General features: G+C 70.5%; 16 protein-coding genes. 8 read left to right on the top strand and 8 right to left on the bottom strand.

The genetic code is table 11. The features are described from left to right. The 3 genes from CF8_RS17065 to CF8_RS17055 all read right to left on the bottom strand — a co-directional run. The coding region (locus CF8_RS17065; protein WP_010834345.1) for a (Fe-S)-binding protein at window positions 1-2,608 on the bottom strand (2,608 nt) is incomplete at its 3' end. 162 nt (window positions 2,609-2,770) lie between these two features. Beyond that, complete coding sequence (locus CF8_RS17060) at window positions 2,771-4,258, bottom strand: hypothetical protein (protein ID WP_156887259.1); 1,488 nt, start codon at window positions 4,256-4,258, stop codon at window positions 2,771-2,773. Between the two features lie 27 nt (window positions 4,259-4,285). After that, complete coding sequence (locus CF8_RS17055; RefSeq protein WP_010834343.1) at window positions 4,286-6,748, bottom strand: hypothetical protein; 2,463 nt, start codon at window positions 6,746-6,748, stop codon at window positions 4,286-4,288. A gap of 171 nt (window positions 6,749-6,919) precedes the next feature. On the opposite strand from CF8_RS17055, the gene CF8_RS17050 reads away from it, so the two are divergent. The 3 genes from CF8_RS17050 (at window position 6,920) to CF8_RS17040 (ending at window position 10,038) form a co-directional block, all read left to right on the top strand. Then, the gene (locus CF8_RS17050; RefSeq protein WP_010834342.1) at window positions 6,920-7,555 is read left to right on the top strand and encodes a PAS and ANTAR domain-containing protein; all 636 of its coding nucleotides are present in this window, start codon (window positions 6,920-6,922) and stop codon (window positions 7,553-7,555) included. 92 nt (window positions 7,556-7,647) lie between these two features. Next, complete coding sequence (locus CF8_RS17045; RefSeq protein ID WP_036491322.1) at window positions 7,648-9,072, top strand: FAD-dependent oxidoreductase; 1,425 nt, start codon at window positions 7,648-7,650, stop codon at window positions 9,070-9,072. A 195-nt stretch (window positions 9,073-9,267) separates the two neighbouring features. Then, a complete protein-coding gene (locus CF8_RS17040) occupies window positions 9,268-10,038 on the top strand; it encodes a SigB/SigF/SigG family RNA polymerase sigma factor (RefSeq protein ID WP_010834340.1) in 771 nt (256 codons plus the stop codon). Between the two features lie 370 nt (window positions 10,039-10,408). Here the strand turns inward: CF8_RS17040 and CF8_RS17035 are convergent, their stop codons facing one another. Next, window positions 10,409-11,152: an IclR family transcriptional regulator gene (locus CF8_RS17035; protein WP_010834339.1), complete on the bottom strand. Its 744-nt coding sequence runs from the start codon at window positions 11,150-11,152 to the stop codon at window positions 10,409-10,411. A 39-nt stretch (window positions 11,153-11,191) separates the two neighbouring features. Next, the gene (locus tag CF8_RS17030; protein ID WP_010834338.1) at window positions 11,192-11,635 is read right to left on the bottom strand and encodes a hypothetical protein; all 444 of its coding nucleotides are present in this window, start codon (window positions 11,633-11,635) and stop codon (window positions 11,192-11,194) included. Window positions 11,636-11,822: 187 nt separating this feature from the next. Here CF8_RS17030 and hutH point away from each other — a divergent pair, with 187 nt between their 5' ends. From hutH to CF8_RS17010, 4 genes are all read left to right on the top strand, one after another. After that, complete coding sequence (gene hutH, locus CF8_RS17025) at window positions 11,823-13,373, top strand: histidine ammonia-lyase (protein WP_036491318.1); 1,551 nt, start codon at window positions 11,823-11,825, stop codon at window positions 13,371-13,373. Then, window positions 13,370-15,040 carry a urocanate hydratase gene (gene hutU / locus CF8_RS17020; RefSeq protein WP_010834336.1) on the top strand — a complete coding sequence of 557 codons (1,671 nt, stop codon included), beginning with the start codon at window positions 13,370-13,372 and terminating at the stop codon, window positions 15,038-15,040. Before hutH ends, hutU begins: the two co-directional genes overlap by 4 nt. 115 nt (window positions 15,041-15,155) lie before the next feature. Then, a complete protein-coding gene (locus CF8_RS17015) occupies window positions 15,156-16,280 on the top strand; it encodes a M14 family zinc carboxypeptidase (RefSeq protein WP_010834335.1) in 1,125 nt (374 codons plus the stop codon). Window positions 16,281-16,411: 131 nt separating this feature from the next. Next, entirely contained in the window at window positions 16,412-17,428 is a 1,017-nt protein-coding gene (locus CF8_RS17010) for a M48 family metallopeptidase (protein ID WP_010834334.1), read from the top strand. A gap of 273 nt (window positions 17,429-17,701) precedes the next feature. Here the strand turns inward: CF8_RS17010 and CF8_RS22640 are convergent, their stop codons facing one another. The 3 genes from CF8_RS22640 to CF8_RS17000 all read right to left on the bottom strand — a co-directional run bounded on the left by CF8_RS22640 (window position 17,702) and on the right by CF8_RS17000 (window position 20,305). Further along, the gene (locus CF8_RS22640) at window positions 17,702-17,950 is read right to left on the bottom strand and encodes a hypothetical protein (RefSeq protein ID WP_198017065.1); all 249 of its coding nucleotides are present in this window, start codon (window positions 17,948-17,950) and stop codon (window positions 17,702-17,704) included. 63 nt (window positions 17,951-18,013) lie between these two features. Next, window positions 18,014-19,303, bottom strand: a complete 1,290-nt coding sequence (locus CF8_RS17005) for an ABC transporter substrate-binding protein (protein WP_010834333.1) — start codon at window positions 19,301-19,303, stop codon at window positions 18,014-18,016. Between the two features lie 51 nt (window positions 19,304-19,354). After that, entirely contained in the window at window positions 19,355-20,305 is a 951-nt protein-coding gene (locus tag CF8_RS17000; protein WP_010834332.1) for a branched-chain amino acid ABC transporter permease, read from the bottom strand. Here CF8_RS17000 and CF8_RS22085 point away from each other — a divergent pair. Then, window positions 20,304-21,110 (top strand): PucR family transcriptional regulator, encoded by an 807-nt coding sequence (locus tag CF8_RS22085; protein ID WP_010834331.1) that lies wholly within the window; start codon window positions 20,304-20,306, stop codon window positions 21,108-21,110. The genes CF8_RS17000 and CF8_RS22085 overlap by 2 nt on opposite strands. The last annotated feature ends 32 nt before the right edge of the window (window positions 21,111-21,142 follow it).

The following is a 21,142-nucleotide window of genomic DNA, read 5'->3' as shown; positions in this document are numbered from 1 at the left end:
CCGGGGCTGCCGGGGCTGCCTTGGTCGGCTCGGGTGTCAGGTCGAACAGCGACCCGCCGGACGAGGCGGGTGCCTCGGAGGAGGCGGGCGCCGCCGGGGCGGCCGGTGCCTCGGGGGCGGGGGTGTCGAACAGCGACCCACCGGAGGAGGCGGGTGCCGCGGGAGCCTCCGGAGCGGGGGTGTCGAACAGCGACCCACCGGAGGAGGCGGGCGCTGCGGGAGCCTCGGAGGCCGGGGTGTCGAAGAGCGACGACCCCCCGGACGCCTTGGCAGCGGGACCGGCGTCGGCAGTGTCGGTGACCGTGTCCTCGGTGATGGTGACGTCGCCGGCCTCGGGCTCGGCCTTGGTGGCCACGTCAGCAGTGGCGGTCGCGGTCGCCGTACCACCAGCAGCGGCAGCAGCCGCCGGGGCAGCGGCGGGCGCACGGGTGGCGGACTCGCCCTTGACCGACGCGAGCAGCATCTGCGCGACGTCGAGGACCTCGACCTCCTCGCGGGCGTTGCCACCTGCCTGCTCGGCAGTCAGGCCGTCCGCGAGCATGACGCGACAGAACGGGCAGCCGACGGCGATCTGGTCGGCGCCGGTGCCGACGGCCTCCTTGGTGCGGTTGAGGTTGATGCGCTCACCGATGTTCTCCTCCATCCACATGCGCGCGCCACCGGCGCCGCAGCAGAAGGACTTCTCGGAGTTGCGCTCCATCTCCTTGAACTCCGCGCCCGGCAGGATCTCCAGCAGCTCGCGCGGCGGCGTGTAGACGTCGTTGTGACGGCCGAGGTAGCACGGGTCGTGGTAGGTGATCGAGCGCTTCGCGGCGCCGGCACCTTCCTTGATCGGGGTCAGCTTGCCTTCGCGCACGAGGCGGTTGAGCAGCTGCGTGTGGTGCACGACCTCGAGCTCGATGCCGAAGTCCTTGTACTCGTTCTTCAAGGTGTTGAAGCAGTGGGCACAGGTCGAGACGACCTTCTTGACCTTGTACTCCTTGAAGGTCTCGACGTTCTGCGCCGCGAGGCCCTGGAAGACGAACTCGTTGCCCGCACGACGGGCCGGGTCGCCCGTGCAGGTCTCACCGTTGCCGAGCACGCCGAAGGTGACACCGGCCATGTTGAGCAGCTCGGCGACGGCGCGCGTGGTCTTCTTGGCGCGGTCCTCGTAGGCCCCGGCGCAGCCGACCCAGAACAGCCAGTCGACCGACTCCAGCGACTCGAGGTCCTCGCCGACCACGGGCACGTCGAACTCGAGGCCCTTGGCCCAGTCCATGCGGGCCGTGGACGACATGTTCCACGGGTTGCCCTTGTTCTCGAGGCCCTTGAACAGGCCGTTGAGCTCGGCGGGGAAGTTGGACTCGACGAGCACCTGGTAGCGGCGCATGTCCATGATGTGATCGACGTGCTCGATGTCCACGGGGCACTGCTGGACGCAGGCGCCGCACGAGGTGCAGGACCACAGGACGTCCTCGTCGATGACGTAGTCGGCGCCCTCGGGGTTGTAGAACCAGTTGTCCTCCATGCCCGAGCCGATCAGCGACTTCTCGGCGACGGCCACCTGGCCGTCGGTCGTGTCGCTGGTGCCGCTGGCGGCGGCCGTCTTCTCGCCGGCCTTCTCGTAGGCGTGGTCGCGCAGGGCCATGATCAGGAGCTTGGGCGAGAGCGGCTTCTCGGTGTTCCAGGCCGGGCACTGCGACTGGCAGCGACCGCACTCGGTGCAGGTCGTGAAGTCGAGGATGCCCTTCCAGGAGAAGTCCTCGATCGAGCCGACGCCCAGGATCGAGTCCTCGTCGAGGTCGTCGATGTCGTCGAGGGTGATGGCCTTGCCGCCGGACGTCAGCGGCTTCATCGCGCCCAGCGCGGTGCCGCCGTCGGACTCGCGCTTGAAGAAGATGTTGAACCAGGCGGTGAAGCGGTGCCAGGCGACGCCCATGGTGATGTTGCGGGCGATCACCATCAGCCAGATCATCGCGAGCGCGATCTTGAACGTGGCGATGGCGTAGATCAGGTTTTCCAGCGAGGTCACCGAGGTCGGGTAGAGCGCGTCACCGATCCACGAGGAGAGCGGGTAGTGCGAGCGGCCGGCGTGCTCGTCGAGCTTCCACTCGGCGCCGCGGACGAAGAGGATCGCGGAGCCCTCGAGGAGTGCGAGGTACTCGACGAAGTAGGCCTGCCACATGGTCGACCCGTAGAAGCGGCTCTTGCGGCCCTCGCGCTTGGGGTGGTGCATCTGGCGGTAGACGATCAGCACCAGGATGCCGATCGTGCTCATCAGCCCGATGAACTCGCTGAACCACTCGTAGGGGTACCAGTGGCCGATGATCGGCCACGCGAAGTCGGCCTTGAAGAGCTGGAAGTAGGCCGCCAGCACAGCCGTGCTGAGGAACAGGAACGCCATGTAGACGAACCAGTGCATGATGCCGATCCAGTGCCACTGCAGCATCCGGGTGTGGAGGAACGTCTCCTTCAGCATGGTCAGGCCGCGACCGACCGGGTTGTCGGCGCGACCCGGGGCCGGTTGGCCGCTGCGGATGACGCCGAGCATCTTGCGCACGGCCGGCACCAACAGCGCCATGGCGGCGACGGTCAGGGCCAGTGAGACGACAATGGCAAAGATCTGCATGGGGGAGCGCTCCTCGAGTGCCGGGCATTTCAGCTCGTCCGCCAACCATGGACGGTGGGCCGAGCCTAGGCTCTGCGCCCTCGGCCGTCAGCCAACGCACGAGTGATGATGATCCTACCGGCAGGTAACTTTGCCGGCTCCATCGAGGAGCGCCCCCAGGGCTCAGCCGGTGACCGGCAGCTTCGACACCATCGCGAGGTCGATCGGACCGGTATGCGACCTCGTGAACGCGACATAGACCCAGCCCGGGCCGAATGCGGTGCCGCCCTGGCTTCCCGCAGTCGACACCACGACCGAGTTGGTGTCGCCGCAGCCGTTCGCCGTGCTCTGCGAGCAGTCGGGGCGGTGCTCGGGGGCCGTGACGCCGTACGCGAAGGTCGGTCCGCCCGGGTGGGTGGCCGCGATCGTCAGGTGGGCGAGCTGGGTGGTCGGCGCCATCACCAGGCGACCCGGCTCGGGAGCGGTGAACCTCGTGGCCGGACCGTCCGTCTGCATCGCCGGCAGCATCGTCACGCCCGCCGCCCGCAGGCCCGCCGGAGTGCCGACAGCCTGGACGGAGGGCAGGAAGACGAGGGAGTGCGTGCCGGTCCTCGTCAGCTGGATCGGGGCGTTCGGGCGGTAGGGAGGCTCGAAGCCGTCAGGCCCGATGAGCGCGGACGCATAGCTCGCGCCATGGTTGCCCGTCCCGTCCTGGGCGTGCAGGAACGAACCGGCCGTGCCCTCGAACGTCAGGACCTGGGGCTGGCCGAACGCCGCGGCGGACGTGGTCACCGGCACTGCGGCGCCGTCGTACGTCGTGTGGTGCTGCGTCGGAGTCCACGCGCCCACCGAGGCGCCGCCGAGGTGCAGCAGCGCGATGCGCTGGCCGGCGTGCAGAGGATCGGTGACCGCGTGGGCGGTCAGGGGGGCAAGCTCCGAGTTCGGGATCCTGATCGTCTCCGGCACGAAACCGAGCGGAGCGGCGTCGGGGCGCAGCAGGAGCTGCGAGCGCTCGGTGACACGCGGCAGCCCCGCCGACTGGCCGGCGGAGGTGGCCAACCCGAAGTGGGCGATCCTGCCCCGCGAGACCAGGGCGACGAAGCCCGGGTCGCCTGGCGAGGTGGCGACGTTGACCATGCCGCTGCTGGGCACCCGAGCCTGCACGGCGTAGACCACGCCGCGCTTCCTGGGGAGCGAGACCGGGTCGGTCGCCGGCTTCACCAGCTCGACCTTGGTCAGCTGCAGGCGACCGGGGCGGCGTGCTTCGGTGCACGGCTTGGTGCGCGGCGCGAAGCGGAACGTGTAGCGCGCGGACCGCGGCAGGCGCCAGTGCTCGAGGGTGTGGCGGGTGATCTTCTTGCCGTCGCGGATCAGCGTCACCCGCCCGCAGATCGTGCCCGGGAAGTAGTCGGGATCGATGAGGTCGACCCGGTCGCCGCGGCGTCCCGTGAAGCTCAGCTCGAGCTGCTGGCGCTTGCTCGCGAGCCGCACCGGCTTTTCGCCGTACGACCGCGTGACGCTCTTGACCGCCGGCGCTGGTCGACCGGCGGCGGCCGCGTCGGCGGCTGCGACCCCGATCGGGGCGACGAGCCCTGCTGCGCCGACGATGCCGGCGACGATGATGCTCCACTGGTTGCGCATGGTTCCCCCCGTGATGACTGTTGTGCTCATCAGACGTCACTGGGGGGCACCTGGTTGTCAGCTGGCGCGCCGGATGCCGATCACGCGGCCGCGGGAGGAGAGGGTCACGGCCATCACGGCCCTGGCCTTCCCGGCGGTCCTCGCGCAGTAGGTGTAGCGGCTGCCGAGGCGCTCGTAGGGCTGGCCGACGCGGTTCATCAGCGCCCGGGTGGACAGCCCGACACGCGCTCGCCGGGTGAAGGCGCGGACGGTCAGCCGGCTGCCCGGGTTGCGGCACGAGTCGGGGGCGACGCCCGTGGCCCGCTCCCACGTCTGCAGATAGGCCTCCGCGCCGCGCCACATGTCGTCCTTGAGCGCGGCGCCGTCCGCGCCCGCCACGTGGGCGGCGTCCTCGATCCAGTCGGGGTAGGCGCCGTACTGCGCGACGCCGTCGAGGTTGATGTCGAAGACCCGCTGGCCGGCACGCTGGCGGTCGATGCGCACCCCGCCCAGGCCACGGAACGGGTAGGTGACGGGGTCGGGCGCTGCGGCACCCCGGGGGCTGCCCTGCGCGCCGAGGCCGTTGATGTCGGCGCCGTACCCGAAGCCGAAGTAGAAGCGCTTGTCGGCCCAGCCGAGGTGACGTCGCCACTTCGCGACGAAGCCGGTCGAGTCTCCGGCGTACGGCGCGATGTAGCCACCGAGGCGATAGATCCGGGGATAGGCGTCGGGCGTGGACCAGGAGTGGCTCGACAGGACACCGGAGTAGGAGCGGTCCTCGAGCCGGTCGAGCAGGCTGTTGCGGGCCTTGACGCTCATGTGGTCGGGGTCGATGAGCATGTGCCGGTCGGCGAGGCTGTCGACGAGGTGCGCGCCGAGGTCGGTCAGGCCGCGGGCGTTGCAGTGCATGGGGGTGCCGTAGAGCGGGACCGCGCCCAGGTTGAGCAGCCCGCTCACCTGGCCGATGGCGCCGAACAGGGCGTCCTGCTGGCCCGCGCTGATGTCGGGCACCGCCAGCTGCGTGCGGTCGGCGCTCTCGCCGTCGGCGGGCGAGCAGTGCCGCATGTCCCAGAAGGTGCCGGTCTCGAGGAAGTTGGCCGCGTTGACCACGACCCCCGTCTCGCCCGGATCGCCCGCGATGCCGGACAGGGCGTTGTCGAACTTGTTGACCAGCTCCATCTGGCGCACCCCGAGGCGGTGCATCTCGTCGAGCTGCCGGTCGATGCCGGCCGGGTCGCACTGGTCGACGTCACCGGCCGGGAGCTTCTTGAACGTGCAGCCGAAGGGCACGCTCGTCTCGATCCCCATCACCACCGCCAGCTTGCCGGCGTTGATCACCCGGCGGGCCTGCCACGGCGAGCGGACGATTCGGTACCAGCCCTGTCCCGGGCCACCGTTCTGGGCGTCGATGTAGTCCTGAAGCTCGTACATCCGCTGGGCCTGGAGCCGCAGCGAGTCCATGTCGTCGCACGAGTTGCGCTTGAGCGGATAGAGCTCGCAGAGCTTGTTGTTCTCGACGAGCAGGTTGACGAAGATCCGCTGGCCGCCGCGCCAGGATCGCTCGAGCCACTTGTAGTAGGTGCCCTCGTGGGTCAGTGACTCGGGCGCCGGCCAGTCCTTGAAGGTCGGCCAGCCGACCGGGTCGTGCCCGGGCTTGCCGCCGAGCGCCGTCTCGAGCAGCGCGCCGTGACCGCCCGTCGCGCTGTGGTCGGGGCAGTCGACGAGGGCGTGCTCCGGGCCGTAGGCGTCCCACGGCTTGCCGCAGTGCACCGATCCGCCGAGGAACTCGAACGCCATGCCGTGGGTGTGCGCGTCGACGTAGCCCCGCACCTCCTGGAAGGGCGTGATGCCGGAGTGCGGGCGGCCGCTGACGTTGACCTGCGCCTCGGCGTACGCCGCGCAGCCGGTCGCCCTGCGGAGCGAGAAGACGACCTTCCCGGCGAGCGTCAGCGGGGTGCCGGCGTTGTTGAACCGCATGCGTCCGTCGCGTCCGCGCGCGGCCCACTCGGTGGCGGGCGAGGGTGCTGCCGCGCGGGTGCCGTCGGCGGCGAGGAATCGCTGGTCGCGGTCGATGAGGAGGTAGGTGCCGAGGGTCGTGGCACGGAAGCGGAGCGGCTCGCCTGCGCGAGTGAGGGTGTAGCAACCACCGGCCATCGCGAACCGGTCGGCGGGGACAGCGGTGCGCTTGCGAGTCGCCCGCACCGTCGTCAGCCTCGGGTCGCGGAGCCGGCGCTGGCTGGCGACGTGGGCGGCCGCCTCCCGCGCCTGGCGGGCGGAGGTCGGGTCCTGGGTGGCTGCCGACACCTCGCCGCCACGGGAGAGGGCGTTCTTGGTGGCGGGGTCGCCGTGGCTGTGGTCGTGCTCGTCGAGCGGTCCGTCGCCCGTCAGGCCGGCCGGTCGGGTCGCGTCGAATGTCGCCTGCGGGCTGCCGGTCCGCGTCAGCGTCTCCGCTGGCAGGGCGAGCGCGGCCGCGAGCAGCGCGAGCGAGGTCAGGGCGGCAGCGCCGAGACGGCGAGTCGATCGGGACCGGTCGGGTTCCACGGCATTTCCTCCTGGGGGCTTCACCCGGGTAACGACTCGACATTCGCGGAGATATGGAGTGGGCAAGACGTGTGTGCCCCGGGTCGCAACGCTATAGACTCATCACCGGTTGAACAGACAGCCGTTGCACGTACTTCATGCGACCCGCTCCGCGGTCGGAAAGTGGTGAGCATGGCTCTCGCACCTGCAGGTGCCGAGGCCTCGGGCAGTGTGTCCCGAACAGGCCGATTCTCCTACGATGTTGCAACGGACACGTGGGAGTGGGATGACGAGGTCTTCCTCATCCACGGGCTCGAACCCGGCTCCCGGGCAGCGACGACGGAGCTCTTCCTCGCCAGCAAGCACCCCGAGGACCGCGAGCGCGTCCGCGACGTGCTCAAGCGCGCCAGCCAGGACAGCATGGCCTTCAGCGTCTCCTACCGCCTGATGTGCGCGGACGGCCTCGAGCGCCGGGTCGTGCTGGCCGGCGAGAGCATGGTCGAGAACGGCCTGGGCACGGTCCAGGGCTACTACCTCGACCTGACCCGCGACTTCACCGAGGACGCGGAGGACGCCGTGCGCTCCGCGATCGAGGAGACGCTCGAGCACCGTGCCGTGATCGAGCAGGCCAAGGGCATCCTGATGCTGGTCTACGGCCTCGATGACCGCGCCGCGTTCGCGATGCTGCGCTGGTGGTCGCGCAACCGCAACGTCAAGGTCCGCGACCTCGCCCAGCGGCTGGTCACGACCGTGCGCGACGGAGAAGTCGTCGACACCGATGCGAAGACATCGGTCGATGCGCTGCTGCACGACATCTCGGCGGACTGACTGACCGCCGGCGCACGCCCGTCGCGCGACGAATGGTCGCGGGTCCACGGGGTACCGGATCGGGACCAGACATCCCGACCAGGAGGCGCCCGATGCCCGCAACCCCCGCCGACCACGGATCGCTCTGGCTCGACCGGCCACGGCCGGGCCCGGCCTCCGACCCGATGCCGGAGGACGGCGCCTTCGACGACATCGTGGTCGGTGCCGGACTGACCGGTCTCGTCGTGGCCCTGCTGCTGGCGCGCGCCGGGCGGCACGTGGGGGTGATCGAGGCCCGGCACGCCGGCGCGGTCACCACCGGGAACACGACGGCCAAGGTCTCGCTGCTGCAGGGGACCAAGCTCTCCAGGCTGTCGCGCACCAGCTCCGGGGCGGTCACCGCGGCGTACGTCGAGGCGAACCGTGAGGGCCAGGGATGGCTGCTGCGCTTCTGCGACGACCACGGCGTCGACCACCAGCTCCGCGACGCCGTCACCTTCGCCCAGGCAGGCGACGAGCTGCCGGCTGTGCGCGCGGAGCACGAGGCCGCGACGCGTCTGGGACTGCCGGTGCGGTGGGTCGACCGGCTCGACGTGCCGTTCCCGCTGGTGGGTGCGACGGTCCTGGCCGACCAGGCGCAGTTCGATCCGATGGACGTCATCGAGGCGCTGGTCGCCGAGCTGCGCGAGCACGGCGGCTCGCTGCACGAAGGGCGCCGGGTCGTCGGCGTCTCGAAGCTGGGCGCACCGGAGGTGACCCTGTCCGACGGGATGCGACTGCGGGCAGCCAACATCGTGCTCGCGACCGGCACCCCGATCCTCGATCGAGGGCTCTACTTCGCCAAGCTCGAGCCCAACCGCTCCTACGCGCTGGCCTTCGACTCGGTGACGCCGCCCGAGTCGATGTTCCTCTCCGCGGGCCAGCCGTCCGTCTCGATCCGCGAGGCCGTGACCCGTCACGGGTCCCACCTGGTCGTCGGCGGTCACGGTCACGTCGTCGGCCGCACCCGCTCGGAGCAGGAGCACGTCGAGGCCCTGCGCGACTGGACCGCCGAGCACTTCCCGGGCGCACGCGAGACCCACCGCTGGTCGGCCCAGGACTACGCCTCGCACGACGGCATCCCGCAGGTGGGCACGATGCCGCGTGGGCGCGGCCACGTGTTCGTGGCCACCGGCTTCGACAAGTGGGGCATGACCAACGCCGTGGCGGCGGCGCGCACCATCTCCGGCGAGATCCTCGGCGCTCCGCCGAGCTGGGCCACCCCCCTGCACCACCGAATCACGGGACCCCGCGGAGCGGCCAGGCTGGCCGGCTTCAACGCCGGCGTGGTCGAGGCCGCGATCCGGTCGCTCCCGTCGCTTCCGGGCAAGCTGGCCGCCTCCGACGAGGTGGTCCCGGTGTGCACGCACCTGGGTGGCTGCCTGCACTGGAACGACGCGGAGGGGACGTGGGACTGCCCCTTGCACGGGTCGCGCTTCGCCTCCGACGGGGCCGTCCTGGAGGGGCCGGCCACCCGGTCGCTGCGCCGACGCCGGTGACGCGGCTGCGCGGCGCCGTACGTCGAGGATCGGCTCGCCTCCGGGTTGCAAAATCTTCCCGAACAGGGCAGGTTGATAGTGCTGCAGTTGTGGCCCAAACCCCTGCCACGCCGTCGAGACTCTTCGAGGATCGTCATGGCTCACAGCGCACTTGTCACTACTCCTGCAAACCCTGAGTCGGGCCGTCTTGCCCGCATGGAGCGCACCAATCGGGTGCTTCGCATCGCTCAGGAACACCACGGCTGCGAACGGCAGTCACTGCTCAACGAGGCCATCCAGCTCAACGTCCCCGTGGCGCTCTCCATCGCGCGTCGCTTCGGCAACAGGGGCGAGTCGCTGGAGGACCTCGAACAGGTCGCCTGCCTGGGTCTGGCGAAGGCCGTACGCCGCTACGACCCGAGCCGGGTGGACGACTTCTTGTCCTATGCCGTCCCGTCCATCACGGGCGAGATCAAGCGCTACTTCCGCGACTCTGCCTGGACGGTGCGCCCACCGCGTCGCATCCAGGAGCTCCAGGGCGAGATGTGGCCGGCCATCCAGACCCTCACCCAGAGGCTCGGCCGCACTCCGAACGCGAGCGAGATCGCCGAGGAGCTCGGTCGCGACGTGGATGACGTCAGCGAGGCGCTGGCGTGCGACGGCTGCTTCTCGCCCACCTCCCTCGACAGCCAGGTCGCGGGGAGCGACGGCTACAGCCTGGTGGACCACCTGGGGGAGGAGGACCGCGGGCTGGAGCGGGTGGAGGCGTTGACCATGGTCGCGCAGGCCTGCAAGGGACTGGCGCCCCGTGATCGCCGCATCCTCTACCTCCGCTTCATCAAGGACCTGACCCAGGAGCAGATCGGGGCGGAGCTCGGCATCACCCAGACCCAGGTCTCGCGCCTGATCTCCAGGATCATCGGTCAGCTGCGGGACAACCTCGAGCCGCCCGGTCCCGACCGGTGGCGCGACCTGCAAGCGGGCTGAGCCGGTCGCGACGGCCCCCGAGGCAGGGTCTTGGACCTCGGGGGCCTTCGAGGTCGGATGCCGCGGCAGCCGACGTCGCACTCAGGGGGTACCCATTGCGCCTTGGGCGACACCGCCTGTCGTCGAAGTTCTTGCCCACCGGAAGTTGTTACCGCACCGTTGGCGCGTGGTGACCGGCCTGTGGGCTGTTCCTTGGGAGTCTGGGCATGTTCGGAACTGCGTCCGGCACACACCCCGGACGTGATCGATCCGACCTGGATCCGGGGGGGTCCACGTCTGGCTCAGCCAGTCGTAGCTCGGTCGGATCGCGAGATCATCCGACCCGGCCGGCCTGCTCCCTCCTGAGGGTGAGCGGTCGGCCGTTCTCGTCTCAGCCACCGAGCCGTCGCGACAGCGCGGCGGCCAGGGTGCGTACGCCGACGGCTGCCGCGTCAGTCGCCGTGCCGTGCGGGAAGGTGAGCGCGACCGCGGCGACCGGGTGGGCGTTGTGGTCGAGCACGGGCGCGGCCACGCTCGCCAGGCCCGCGGTGACCTCGCCGTCCTCCACCGCGTGGCCGCGTTGCCGGGCCTCGCTCAGCACGGTCCGCAGCGCGACCAGCGAGGTCGGTCCGGTGCCGACGCGGTCCACGAAGGCACTGCGGTCGGGATAGAGCGCCCGCACCTGGTTGCTGGGCAGCGCCATCAAGATGGCGCGCCCGCTCGCCGTCAGGTGGGCCGGCAGGCGAACGCCGACGTCGGTCACCAGCGGCGGGCGGCCGGGGGCGCGCTCCTCGAGGACGTAGAGCACGTCGCGCCCGTGCAGGACGGCCAGGTGTCCGCCGTACCCCGTCCTGTCGACCAGGGCGGCGAGCGGCCGGCGCGCGATGCGCTGCAGCGGCTCCTGGCGGGCGAAGCCGCTGCCGACCTCGAAGGCCGCGAGGCCCAGGCCGTAGCGGCGCTCGTCCTCGAGGTGCACCACGAAGCCCTCGGCGATCATCGCGTTGATGAGGTGGTAGGCCGTGCTGCGCGGCAGGTCGCAGGCCCGCGAGATGCGGTCGAGGGCGACGGGGTCGGGCTGGCTGGCCAGGAACCGCAGCACTCGCAGGGCGCGGGTGGCTGCGGGGACCTGGCTCATGTCCGGACATCCTGCCGGACATGAGCCCCCGGGCGCTGGTCAGGCGCGGTGGATGCCGCCGTCGGTGTCCCCGTCGATGTCGCCGTCGGTCGTCCGGCGGGGCGGGCCGCTGGGGTCGGCCACCTCGGGGGAGTAGTCAGTGGACTTGTGGTCGACCTTCGGGTCGAGCCGGTCGGCGGCGCGGATCTGGTCCTCGTGGCGGGCCCGTTCCTGCTCGGCCTCGATCCGCGCGGCAGCCGCCTGGTCCTCAGCGCGCTGGGCCTCGAGGCGCTTGTGCTCGGCCTCCGCCTCGGCGCGCTCGGCACGGGCGCTGGTGTCGGGCAGGCCGGCGGCGGAGGCGTCCGCCTTGTGGCGCAGCTGATCCGCCCGCGCATGGTTGTCAGCCAGGCTCTTCTTGCGCATCGAACCCACGACCAGTCCGATCAGGACCAGTGCGGCCACCGCGATCACGACGATCCAGATGATCTGGGACGTGGTCATCATCGACTCCCTTCTCTGCGCGACCGCCTGATCGGCGTCGCGTCTCCTTGCACCGTAGGCACACGCGCCGACGCCCGACCACCTCCTCAGGGCGGGGCCCGGCGTCCCCGGCCGAGTATGTCTCGGATCTGAGACGGGTCGCCGGTCACCATGGGTGGTGCGCGCGTGGCTGCGGGAGTTGGATGACGTCATGTCCCCCACCACGGTCACCGTCGGCACCGGTCCTGTCTCCTTCGCCGACGTCGTCGCAGTCACGCGCGACGGCGCCCCCGTCTCCATCGGCGAGGACGCGCTCGCGGCCATCGACCGGGCCCGCGCCGTCGTCGACGAGCTGGCGTCGGCCGCGACCCCGGCCTACGGCATCTCCACCGGGTTCGGGGCGCTGGCCACCCGCCACATCCCGACCGAGATGCGCGCCCAGCTGCAGAAGTCGCTGGTCCGCTCGCACGCCGCCGGCTCCGGTCCCGAGGTCGAGCGCGAGGTGACGCGCGGGCTGATGCTGCTGCGGCTCTCGACGCTGGCGACGGGGCACACCGGCGTACGCCGCGAGACGGCCCAGCTCCTCGCCGACCTCCTCACCCACGGCATCACCCCGGTGGTGCGCGAGTACGGCTCGCTGGGCTGCTCGGGCGACCTCGCCCCGCTGTCCCACTGTGCGCTCGCCCTGATGGGCGAGGGTGAGGTCCGCGACGCGGCCGGGACCCTGATGCCGGCCGCCGAGGCGCTGGCCGCGGCCGGACTGACGCCGGTCGAGCTGGCCGCCAAGGAAGGGCTCGCGCTCATCAACGGCACCGACGGCATGCTGGGCATGCTCGTCATGGCCATCGAGGACCTGCGGATGCTGCTCAGGACCGCCGACGTCGCGGCCGCCATGAGCGTCGAGGGGCAGCTCGGCACCGACCGCGTCTTCGCCCCCGAGCTCCAGGCGATCCGGCCGCACCCCGGCCAGGCCCTGTCCGCCGCCAACCTGGTGGCGCTGATGGCTGACTCCGGGATCGTCGCCTCGCACCGGACCGGAGACTGCAACCGCGTGCAGGACGCCTACTCCCTGCGCTGCTCGCCGCAGGTCCACGGCGCTGCGCGCGACACGGTGGAGTACGCCGCTGCGGTGGCCGGCCGCGAGCTGTCCTCGGCCGTCGACAACCCGGTCGTGCTGTCCGAGGAGGGCCGCGTCGAGTCCAACGGCAACTTTCACGGTGCGCCGGTGGCCTACGTCCTCGACTTCCTGGCGATCGTCGCCGCCGACGTGGCCTCGATCAGCGAGCGGCGCACGGACCGCTTCCTCGACAAGACCCGCAGCCACGGGCTCAACGCCTTCCTCGCCGACGACCCGGGCGTCGACTCGGGCCACATGATCGCGCAGTACACCCAGGCCGCGATCGTCTCCGAGCTCAAGCGGCTCGCCGTCCCCGCCTCGGTCGACTCGATCCCCTCCAGCGCCATGCAGGAGGACCACGTCTCGATGGGCTGGTCGGCAGCGCGCAAGCTGCGCCGCTCCGTCGACGGGCTCACCCGCGTCGTCGCCATCGAGGTGCTCACCGCGGCCCGCGCGCTCGACATGCGTGCGCCCCTGGTGCCGTCGCCGGCCACCGCCGCAGTCGTCGGGGCGCTCCGCGCCGCCGGCATCCAGGGCCCAGGGCCCGACCGCCACCTCTCACCCGAGATCGAGGCAGCCGTCTCGCTCGTCGCCTCCGGCGCGGTGCTCGCCGCTGCCCAGTCAGTGATCGGAGAACTCGCATGAACGACTCCACCAACCCCCGCCTGCCCATCCACGCCGCCACCGGCACCGAGCTGACCGCGAAGTCGTGGCAGACCGAGGCCCCGCTGCGGATGCTGATGAACAACCTCGACCCGGCCAACGCCGAGCGGCCCGAGGACCTCGTCGTCTACGGCGGCACCGGCAAGGCCGCGCGCAGCTGGGAGGCCTACGACGCGCTCGTGCGCACGCTGCGCGACCTCGAGGACGACGAGACGATGCTCGTGCAGTCCGGCAAGCCGGTCGGTGTCATGCGCACCCACGAGTGGGCGCCGCGCGTGCTGATCGCCAACTCCAACCTCGTCGGCGACTGGGCCAACTGGGAGGAGTTCCGCCGCCTCGAGGACCTCGGGCTGACGATGTACGGCCAGATGACCGCGGGCTCGTGGATCTACATCGGCACCCAGGGGATCCTGCAGGGGACGTTCGAGACGTTCGCCGCCATCGCCGACCTCCGCTTCGACGGCACGCTCGCCGGGACGATCACCCTGACCGCCGGCCTCGGCGGCATGGGCGGCGCCCAGCCGCTCGCCGTCACCATGAACGACGGCGTCGCGATCTGCATCGAGTGCGACCAGTCGCGCATCGAGCGCCGGATCGAGCACCGCTACCTCGACGTCCAGGCCGACTCGCTCGAGCACGCCGTGCAGCTCGCGACCGAGGCCCGCGACGCGAAGAAGGCGCTGTCCATCGGCGTGCTCGGCAACGCCGCCGAGATGGTGCCGGCGCTGCTCGAGCAGGGCGCGCCGATCGACATCGTCACCGACCAGACGTCGGCGCACGACCCGCTGTTCTACCTCCCCGTCGGGGTGCCGTTCGAGGAGTGGCAGGCCCAGCGCGAGGCCGACCCGGTCGGCTTCACCAAGGCCGCACAGGACTCGATGGCCGCCCACGTCCGCGCGATGGTCGGCTTCATGGACGCCGGCGCCGAGGTCTTCGACTACGGCAACTCGATCCGCGACGAGGCCCGCAAGGGCGGCTTCGACCGCGCCTTCGACTTCCCCGGCTTCGTGCCGGCCTACATCCGGCCCCTCTTCTGCGAGGGCAAGGGCCCGTTCCGCTGGGCCGCGCTCTCCGGCGACCCGGCCGACATCGCCGCGACCGACAAGGCGATCCTCGAGCTCTTCCCCGACAACGAGCGCCTGCACAAGTGGATCAAGATGGCCGGGGAGCGCGTCGCCTTCCAGGGCCTGCCCGCCCGCATCTGCTGGCTGGGCCAGGGAGAGCGCCACCTCGCCGGGTTGAAGTTCAACGAGATGGTGGCCTCGGGCGAGCTCAAGGCCCCGGTCGTCATCGGTCGGGACCACCTCGACTGCGGGTCCGTCGCATCGCCGTACCGCGAGACCGAGGCGATGAAGGACGGCTCCGACGCCATCGCCGACTGGGCGCTGCTCAACGCGCTGGTCAACACCGCCTCCGGTGCCTCGTGGGTCTCGATCCACCACGGCGGCGGTGTCGGCATGGGTCGCTCCATCCACGCCGGGCAGGTCTGCGTCGCCGACGGCACCGACCTGGCCGCGCAGAAGATCGAGCGCGTGCTGACCAACGATCCCGGCATGGGCGTCATCCGGCACGTCGACGCGGGCTACGAGCGCGCCGTCGAGGTCGCGGCCGAGCGCGACGTACGCATCCCGATGTCCGAGGGCCGCTAGGCCCGAGCTTGCTCGGGACTGGCTGAGGCCGCGGAGGTTACTCACGGGGAGGCGTTGACACCCTCCTGGGCCGGTGCATGGATGGATGAGGTCACCTACTCGGAGGGAACCCACCATGGCCATCGCCCGTTCGCTCGTCGCCGTCCTCAGCGCGACGCTCCTGCCCCTCGGTCTCGCACTCGCCGCTCCTGCCGGCGCCGACCCGGACACCGTTCCCGGTGGGCCGTGGCCCGGGCAGGAGAACACGAATGCGATCCACGGCTACGACGAGCTGTGGAAGACCCTGCAGACGATCGAGGGCCGGGCGCAGGGCGCCTTCGACCTCGCGCCCGCCCCACTGACGTCCAACACCGGACGGGAGATCCCGGTCGTGACGATCGGTGACGGCCCCACCCCGGTGATGTTCATCGCCAACCAGCACGGTGACGAGTACGTCGTGAGCGAAGGCATGTTGTCGGTGATCCAGTCGCTCAGCGGTGGCTCGGCGCACGCCCAGGCGGTCCGGGACGCGCTGACCCTGACGATCGTGCCGCGGGTCAACGTCGACGGCTTCGACGCGGAGGTGACCGACCTGTCGGGCCGCACCACCCCGTGGCGGCAGAACTACGACACCGCGTGCCCGGCGTTCTGCGAGTTCTACGCGGCCGGACGCGGCTACGACATCAACCGCTACCACTCCTACTCCGCGAGCGCCTACGACCACCCCTACGCGCCGGGCCCGGACGCCGACAACCCGGTGCCGGAGGCCATCGCGATGCGCCTGCTCTGGGACGAGCGGCAGCCCGAGGTCGTCGTGGACTTCCACCACCAGGGGACCTACGTCGACGACGACGGCCGGATGATCACCGGCTCGATCATGTGGCCCAACGCGGAGGCCGAAGCGGCTCGTCTCGGCATCTCGGAGGAGTTCGCCGAGACCGTCGTCAGGTCGAAGCAGGCCGCGTCGCAGATGGTGACGGCGCTGGACGGCAAGGGGTACGCCAACATCACCCGCTACCCGAGCACCGAGTTCCCGGGCATCGCCCGCAACGCATACGGACTGCTCGGCTCGGCGTCGGTGCTCTACGAGGCGCGCGGCGGCATCGGCTCGGCGTCCAACGGCTACCTCGCCCAGCAGACGGCGGTGGCCGCCCAGGCGGTGGTCGACGCCGCGGCCGACGGCTCGCTGTGGACCTCGAGCACCGCTCCGGCCGACGGCTTGCGCGAGCGGGGGCCCTCGGTCCAGGACCCGCACGAGTGACCCCGACTCGCTGAGCCCGACGGGCGGTGGGGAACGAGGACGGCGGGGCGGCGCCGTACGCCCCGATCCGGTTCCCCAGCCGTTCACCTCGATCTCCTGCCGGGCAGGGATCGCCGTGCAAGGATCCCGCCATGGCCAAGAACGTGACCAAGTCCCGTGTCCGGCTCGCCGGCGTCAGCTCACGGGCCTGGGAGCACCCCGCGGATCGCGGTGCCCTGGTCGCGCTGCGCAAGCTCAAGGGCTTCGACACCGTCCTCAAGACGCTGTCCGGACTCATCAACGAGCGGCAGTGGCGTCTGCTGCTGCTCGGCTCGGCCGTGCGCGTCGACGAGCGCCAGTTCCCGCGGCTCAACCAGCTGCTCGCCGACGTGGGCGCGACCCTCGACGCGGTCGAGCTGCCCGAGCTCTACGTCCGGGCCAATCCCGGCTTCCAGGCCGAGACCATCGGCATGAACAAGCCCGTCATCGTCCTCAACTCCGGCCTGATCGACCTGCTGGACGACGAGGAGCTGCGCTTCGTGATCGGCCACGAGCTCGGCCACGCACTGAGCGGTCACAACGTCTACCGGACGCTGCTGCTGCGGTTGATGGGGATGAGCGGCATCTTCTACGCACTCCCCGGCGGTGCGCTCGGGCTGCGAGCGATCATCGCCGCGCTCATGGAGTGGTCGCGCAAGTCCGAGCTGTCCGCCGACCGCGCGGGCCTGCTGGCCACCCAGGACCCGGCCGTCGCCACCCGCGTCCACATGAAGCTCGCCAGCGGTGGGCACCTCGACGACCTCGACATCACGTCGTTCTTCGCGCAGGCCTCGGAGTACGAGGAGACCGAGGACCTGCGTGACTCGGTGCTCAAGCTGTTCCTGGTCGAAGGTCAGTCGCACCCGTTCAATGTGGTCCGGGCGAGCGAGCTGCGCCGCTGGACCGAGTCCGGCGACTACACCGCGATCCTGCACGGCACCTACGCGCGCCGGGAGGACGACGCCGACGCGAAGGTCAGCGACGCCGCCCAGGCCGCGGCGCAGAGCTATTCGGTGTCCTTCGCCCGGACCCAGGACACGCTCGGGCGCCTGGTCCACGACGTCGCCGGGTTCATGGGCTCGGCGAAGCTCTGGATCGACGAGAAGTTCGGATCCCGCGGGACCGAGTAGTCGACGCCCGGCCCTGAGGGCTGTTCGACCTGGCCCTGTTCGCGCTCCGTGCCGGTCGAGACGTGAGCTTGCCCCGGCATGACGACGGCCCCCGCGAGAGCTCGCGGGGGCCGTCGTCATGCTCTGGTCCGCCCCGCGTCCTCCGGGGGGAACGGTGCCAAGGCCACGTCGTCGGGTGAGAGGACCTGGCTGGATCACCGCTCGGGGAGGGCGAGGGGCGGCGTCAGAAGTTCGGGCAGGCACACGACCTGCCCGACGTCCGGAGGTCGGCGCCTAGAAGACCCGGCGGCTGGTGCCGCCGATCGGCACGAAGTTGAGGATCAGGCCGACGACGAGCAAGATCGCGCCGATCGTGGTGAGAATCGAGATCTTTGCGACGAGACCGACGATCAGAAGAATCAGGCCAAGTACGACCATGGTGTTGCCTCCTTTGTCCGCTTCACCTTGAAGCGACCTCTTACGTTGCCCGATAGTCGAACAGGTGTCCACACCGCTAGGGGTGGATTCGGAGGGCTCACGCACGCAAGAGACAGGGCCCGCGTCATCGACGCGAGCCCTGCCTGTTCTTCGGTCGTACGGCGATGCTCAGCCCTCGAAGCAGGACCCCGTGAACTCGTGCGCCTCGGCGGTCGGACCAGCGAAGAAGTCCTGGACGATGGAGATGCCCGCGGGCGCCTTCTTGTCCACCTTGCTGATCACGCTCTGGCGGAAGACCGTGTCGTTGGGCTCGCCGACGAAGTTGCCGGCCTCCTCGGGCAGCATGCCTTCGTAGTCGACCGTCTCCAGCTCGCTGACGGCCTCGAGCAGACCCTCACGGCTCTTGTCGTAGTCGCTCTCCAGCCACGCCTCCAGCGCGGCCTTCATCGGGTAGGACCAGGCCCAGCCGGAGGTATAGCCGTCGTTGGGGGACACGCCGTCACCCAGCGCCTCGCGCATGGCAGCGTGACCGTCGGTCTCGGTGCCGAAGGAGCCCCAGTAACCGGACTGCAGGTAGAGCGCCTCGAGCGCGGGCGCCGCGGCCGACTCGAGCAGGGCGGGGTTCCACGTCGGGCCGAGGCCGATGAACTGGCCGGTGAAGCCTTGGGCGGCGGCCTGGCCGACGATGACGGCCGTCTCGGTCGGGCCGGTGCCGATGATCACCAGGTCGGGCTTGCCCTTGACGATGGCGCTGATGGCGCCGGACTGCGCCTCCTGGCCGGGACCGGTCTCGACGTTGGTGTACTCCAGGCCGTTGGCCTCGGCCGCGATCTTCGCGCCGGCGGCACCGTCGCCACCGAAGTCGCCGGGGAAGCCGACGGACATGACGCTCTTGATGTCCTTCTGCTCCACCATGTAGTCGACGTTGTTCATCGCCTCGAAGCAGTAGTTCGTGCCGGACTCGAGGATGTTGTCCTCGAACTCCCACAACGACGTCCACGACGCGGGTGCGCCGACGACCGACTCGTTCTCCAGGTCGCCCAGGATCGCCAGGGTGGTCGGAGAGCCGAGGGTCTGCGCGAGCCCGAGGACGTCGCCCTCGATCTCGCCGTAGACCTGCTTGTGGGTCTCGGGGCTGTAGAGGTTGTCCTTGACGTACTTGGTGACGTCGATGTCGTAGCCACCGATGCCGCCGTCCTCGTTGACGCGCTGCCAGAACGCCTTCTGCGACTCGGTGATCGGCACCCCCAACGGGGCGAACGGGCCGGCCGTGAGGTCGGAGATCGAGCCGAGGTAGATGCAGCCGTTGTCGGCGTTCACCGCGTCGGGACACGCTTCACTCGACACACCGGGCGCGCTGATCGCGCCGTCGCCTTCCTCCGCGCCTCCGCCACGGCAGCCCGTGGCGAGCAATGCAAGTGCCGCAAGCAGCACTACTCCTGACTTGTGCACCTTCATCGGGCGCCTCCTTGTTGGGGGGTGGTGATGGGTTTGTGACCTGACCGGACCTCAGTAGCTGAACGGCCAGCCCTTCCAGTAGTTGCGGATGCGGATCCAGATCCCGAAGAGGCCGCGTGGTTCGAACAGCAGGAAGCCGACGATCAGGAGGCCGTAGAGGATGGACTGCAACTGGAAGATGTTGGGGGTGTCGGTGACCTGGCTGCTGATGAACGGCAGGTAGTTGGGCAGCTCGCGGGTCAGCGTCGGCAGCATCGAGATGAACAGCGCACCCATCAGCGCGCCGCTCACCGTCCCGGCGCCGCCGATGAGGACCATCGCGATGAACTGCACCGACAGCAGCAGGTTGAACGACGCCGGGTCGAAGAAGCCGGTGATCATGAAGATCAGCGCGCCGCTGCACCCGGCATAGAACGACGAGATCGCGAACGCGAGCGTCTTGGTGCGGGGCAGGTTGATCGCCATCATCTCGGCCGCCATGTCGCGGTCGCGGACGGCCATGAAGGAGCGGCCGATCTTGGACCGGGCGATGTTGCGGGCAGCGAGCGCGAAGACCAGCAGCAGGACGAAGAGCAGCAGGTAGAGGTTCTGCTCCTCGGTGAACAGCGAGGTGTCCTCGTTGAAGTGATAGCCGAAGAGCTCGGGGGTGGCGGCCTCGCGGCCGACGCCGGCTCCGCCGGTGAGGTCGCTCCACTCGCGGAAGATGTGCTCCCCGATGAAGACGAGGCCGAGGGTCACGATCGCGAGGTAGAGCCCGCGCAGCCGGGTGGCCAGCGGTGCGACCACGACACCGGCGATGGCGGCCGCGATGCCCGCAGCGGGCAGCCAGACCAGCATCGAGGTGATCCCGAAGCCGATGGTGCGTCCCTCCGGGTCACCCGAGATCGCGGAGGCCGTGTAGGCGCCGACGCCGAGGAAGAACGCGTGCCCCAGCGACACCTGGCCGGCCAGGCCGGTGACGATGTTGAGCCCGAGCGCCCCGATGCCGAAGGCGAACGCCATGGCGAGCGTCTGCAGCGTCGGGTCGGAGACGCCGAAGGGGATCAGCAGCGCGACCAGGATGATGACGCCGACCCAGATCTGCTTGGGGCGGGTGTTGAAGGACCTGCTCGCGGGGCGACCGCCCGTGGTCGCGCCCCGGCGGGCGTCGCTGGTGGCGTCCGGGCTCGAGGAGGACGCCGACCTGGTCGTGGTGGTGGCCTGCCTCGGTGACCAGGGCGCCGATGTCGGACCGGTGCGGGGCTGCCTCGCCGCCGCGTCGCCGGGGCTCGTGGTCGCTCGCCAGGACGGCGTGGTGGCAGTGCTGCCGGTGGCCGAGGGCTCGACCGACCGGGTGATCGCCGCGGTCCGCAAGGCGCTGTCGACGATGGCGGCTCGCGACGTGTGGCCGAGCGTCGGGGTCAGCGGCATCCACTCCGGCTGGCTCTCGGTGCCCGCGGCCTACGACGAGGCGACCCACGCCCGCAGGTCCCTGTCCGGGTCGCCGGGGCTGCGGATGATCGAGCAGATGTCGACCCTGGACTTCCTGGTGCAGTCCCAGGGCGAGGACGGTGCCCGGCTGGTGAAGCCGGCCATCCGGGCCTTCCTGGCCGAGGACCTGGAGTCCAACGGCGTCTTCGTGGCGACGCTGAAGGCCTACATCGCGGCCAACCTCAACGCGAAGGAGGCCGCGTTGACGCTGATGGTGCACCCCAACACGGTCTACTACCGCCTCGAGCGGATCGCCGAGCGCACCGGCTGCGACGTCCGCCGCGTCGACGAGCTGATCGACCTGTTGCTGGCCGTCCGGCTGGTCCGGGGCGACTGATGGTGGCTTGAGCGTCCATATGGACGCTCAAG

This window comes from Nocardioides sp. CF8, assembly GCF_000389985.1.
Taxonomy (GTDB): domain Bacteria; phylum Actinomycetota; class Actinomycetes; order Propionibacteriales; family Nocardioidaceae; genus Nocardioides; species Nocardioides allogilvus.
The sequence above is the reverse complement of the archived record's forward strand: the minus strand, read 5'-3'. Positions and strand labels throughout refer to the sequence as shown.

What these genes read in the sequence shown, in the direction of transcription:
- CF8_RS17060 (WP_156887259.1), bottom strand. Translation starts at nt 4,258, where the DNA reads ATGAGCACAACAGTCATCACGGGGGGAACCATGCGCAACCAGTGGAGC.
- CF8_RS17050 (WP_010834342.1), top strand. Translation starts at nt 6,920, where the DNA reads ATGGCTCTCGCACCTGCAGGTGCCGAGGCCTCGGGCAGTGTGTCCCGA.
- CF8_RS17045 (WP_036491322.1), top strand. Translation starts at nt 7,648, where the DNA reads ATGCCCGCAACCCCCGCCGACCACGGATCGCTCTGGCTCGACCGGCCA.
- CF8_RS17040 (WP_010834340.1), top strand. Translation starts at nt 9,268, where the DNA reads ATGGAGCGCACCAATCGGGTGCTTCGCATCGCTCAGGAACACCACGGC.
- CF8_RS17035 (WP_010834339.1), bottom strand. Translation starts at nt 11,152, where the DNA reads ATGAGCCAGGTCCCCGCAGCCACCCGCGCCCTGCGAGTGCTGCGGTTC.
- CF8_RS17030 (WP_010834338.1), bottom strand. Translation starts at nt 11,635, where the DNA reads ATGATGACCACGTCCCAGATCATCTGGATCGTCGTGATCGCGGTGGCC.
- hutH (WP_036491318.1), top strand. Translation starts at nt 11,823, where the DNA reads ATGTCCCCCACCACGGTCACCGTCGGCACCGGTCCTGTCTCCTTCGCC.
- hutU (WP_010834336.1), top strand. Translation starts at nt 13,370, where the DNA reads ATGAACGACTCCACCAACCCCCGCCTGCCCATCCACGCCGCCACCGGC.
- CF8_RS17015 (WP_010834335.1), top strand. Translation starts at nt 15,156, where the DNA reads ATGGCCATCGCCCGTTCGCTCGTCGCCGTCCTCAGCGCGACGCTCCTG.
- CF8_RS17010 (WP_010834334.1), top strand. Translation starts at nt 16,412, where the DNA reads ATGGCCAAGAACGTGACCAAGTCCCGTGTCCGGCTCGCCGGCGTCAGC.
- CF8_RS17005 (WP_010834333.1), bottom strand. Translation starts at nt 19,303, where the DNA reads ATGAAGGTGCACAAGTCAGGAGTAGTGCTGCTTGCGGCACTTGCATTG.
- CF8_RS22085 (WP_010834331.1), top strand. Translation starts at nt 20,304, where the DNA reads ATGGCGAGCGTCTGCAGCGTCGGGTCGGAGACGCCGAAGGGGATCAGC.
- CF8_RS17000 (WP_010834332.1), bottom strand. Translation starts at nt 20,305, where the DNA reads ATGGCGTTCGCCTTCGGCATCGGGGCGCTCGGGCTCAACATCGTCACC.